This is a genomic window from Pseudomonas machongensis (assembly GCF_034961125.1).
Taxonomy (GTDB): Bacteria; Pseudomonadota; Gammaproteobacteria; order Pseudomonadales; family Pseudomonadaceae; genus Aquipseudomonas; species Aquipseudomonas machongensis.
On the sequence record NZ_JAYFUI010000008.1, the window covers coordinates 1 to 2,707 of the forward strand.

Here is a 2,707-nt window from a genome sequence, read left to right on the forward strand (position 1 = left end):
GAAACGGCCGCTGCGGCCAGCAGTCGATCGGTGCCTTGCCGCTGACCGACTGGATGGCCGCAACCTCCAGCGCCTCGTGCTCGTCCAGCGGCGGCAGCAAGCCCGGCAGGCGGCTGGCAAGCAAGGTCTTGCCGGTGCCGGGTGGCCCGGTGAACAGCAGGTTGTGCGCCCCCGCCGCCGCGACCAGCAGGGCGCGCTTGGCCGCGATCTGCCCCTGTACTTCGCTCAGGTCCGGATAGGGGCGCGCGCGTAGCATCAAGCCATTGGCAGCATAGGCTGGCAGCGGTGCCTGGCCATTGAGGTGCGCCACCAGCTCCTGCAGATGCCCGACCGCATACACCACCAGCCCACTGGCCAAACTCGCCTCCTCGGCATTCTCCCGCGGCACCACCAGTGCCCGCCCGGCCTCCCGCGCTGCGAGCGCCGCTGGCAGCACGCCCTGCACTGGGCGCAATGCCCCGGATAGCGCCAACTCGCCCAGGCATTCGAAATCGGCCAGGGTCGCCACCGGCACCTGGCCGTTGGCGGCGAGGATGCCCAAGGCGATGGCAAGGTCGTAGCGCCCGCCATCCTTGGGCAGGTCGGCGGGGGCGAGACTCTGGGTGATGCGTCGGGCCGGGTATTCGAGGCCGGAATTGACGATGGCACTGCGTACCCGGTCCTTGCTTTCCTTGACCGTGGCCTCGGGCAGGCCGACCAGGGTGAGGTTGGGCAGACCGTTGGCCAAGTGGGTTTCGACGCTGACAGCGGGCGCCAGCACCCCGACCTGGGCGCGGCTGTGGACGAGGGCGAGAGACATGGACACTCCTTGGTCACTGGGGATGCCGCGTCCTGCGGCAGGGGCAAGGATAGCCAGGGGCGTGGGCAGTGGCGGGTGAAGAGTGCGACGAGATTTTGCCAAGGCATGGCGTTTTTTTGTTGAGTGGACACAGTCCGTCAGGCCCACCGTGGCGCAGCAGCGTGAAGATACTTTTTATGTCATATGGCAAGTACTCACTAAGAAAATTGATTTCTCAGCAATTTTAAAAAACATAACCCTGTTTCTGGGTAAATAGAACGCAATCCAGACTAAGCGCTTTCAGCATAAATTGGATCCAATATCAGATATACGCTCACCTCACCCAGCGCCAGCACGATCGCTTACAGGCCAAGGAGAACGCCACCATGATGTTGAAGAACCCTTCCACTAAATACCGCCATTTCAACGTGGTTGATCTGCCCGACCGCACCTGGCCTGGCCAGGTACAGAAAGCCGCACCGGTCTGGTGCAGCGTTGATATGCGCGACGGCAACCAAGCCCTGATAGAACCGATGAACGCCGAGCGCAAGCGCCGCTTCTTCGATCTGCTGGTCAAGGTCGGGTTCAAGGAGATCGAGGTAGGTTTTCCGGCGGCTTCGCAGACTGATTTCGATTACGTCCGTGAGCTTATCGAAAGCGGCGCAATCCCTGACGATGTCACCATCCAGGTCATGACTCAGGCGCGTACTCACCTGATCGAACGCACCTTCGAGGCGCTCAAGGGCGTGCCGCGGGCCATTGTGCATGTCTACAACGCCACGGCCCCTGTGTTCCGCGAAGTCGTGTTCGGTGTCGACCGCGCTGGCTGTATCGATATTGCTACCCAGGCCACCCGTGAGATCAAGGCGTTGATGCAGGCCAATCCGCAAACCCAGTGGACCTACCAGTATTCGCCGGAAACGTTCTGCTTCACCGAGTTGGACTTCGGCCTGGAAATCTGCGACGCGGTCATCGCCGAGTTCCAGCCAACGCCGTCCAACAAGATGATTCTCAATCTGCCCACAACCGTCGAGGTGTCGACGGCCAACGTGTTCGCCGACCAGATCGAATGGTTCTGCAGGCATGTGAGCCAGCGAGACAGCGTGATCATCAGCGTGCACCCACACAATGACCGCGGCACCGGGGTGTCAACTGCCGAGCAGGCGTGCCTGGCGGGTGCCGAACGGGTCGAGGGGACGCTGTTCGGCAATGGCGAGCGCACCGGCAACGTCGATATCCTGACCTTGGCCATGAATCTGTATACCAGCGGCATCAGCCCTGAACTGGACTTCTCGGACATCACCCACGTTCAGCGTGAGGTCGAGTACTGCAACCAGTTACCTACCCATCCTCGTCATCCCTATGCCGGTGAGTTGGTGTTCACTGCGTTCTCCGGCTCTCATCAGGACGCGATCAAGAAAGGCTTTGCGCGCCGCCGCGCAAACCCTCACGGTTATTGGGAAATCCCCTACCTGCCGATCGACCCTGCCGACATGGGGCGCAGCTATGAGGCGGTGATCCGGGTCAACAGCCAGTCGGGCAAGGGAGGCGTGGCGTATCTGCTGGAGCAGCAGGGCATCGTGCTGCCGCGGCGTCTGCAAATGGAGTTCAGCGGCGTGGTCCAGCGGGTTGCCGATGCCGAAGGCCGGGAAGTGACCAGCGATATGATCCTGTCCTGCTTCACTGAAACCTATCTGCAGCAGGGCAGGCCCTACACCCTGACCCAGCCCATGCTCACCAGTGACCAAGCAAGCACCTACGTCAATGCTCAACTGCTCGTTGACGGTGGCCGCCTGCCATTGACCGGGAAGGGCAACGGGCCGCTCGCCGCGCTGGTCAACGCCTTTGCCGCACTTGGCCTGAATTTCGACATCGCCGACTACCATGAGCATGCGGTACGTGATGGCGCCCAGGCCGAGGCGATCGCCT

Annotated in this window: 2 protein-coding genes; one reads left to right on the forward strand and one right to left on the reverse strand. The window is 62.0% G+C overall.

Annotated elements, in window-relative coordinates; translation table 11 throughout:
- A partial coding sequence (locus VA602_RS00335; protein ID WP_323452149.1) for a YifB family Mg chelatase-like AAA ATPase occupies positions 1-799 on the reverse strand: 799 nt, incomplete at its 3' end.
- A 365-nt stretch (positions 800-1,164) separates the two neighbouring features.
- On the opposite strand from VA602_RS00335, the gene leuA reads away from it, so the two are divergent.
- A partial coding sequence (gene leuA, locus VA602_RS00340; protein WP_323452150.1) for a 2-isopropylmalate synthase occupies positions 1,165-2,707 on the forward strand: 1,543 nt, incomplete at its 3' end.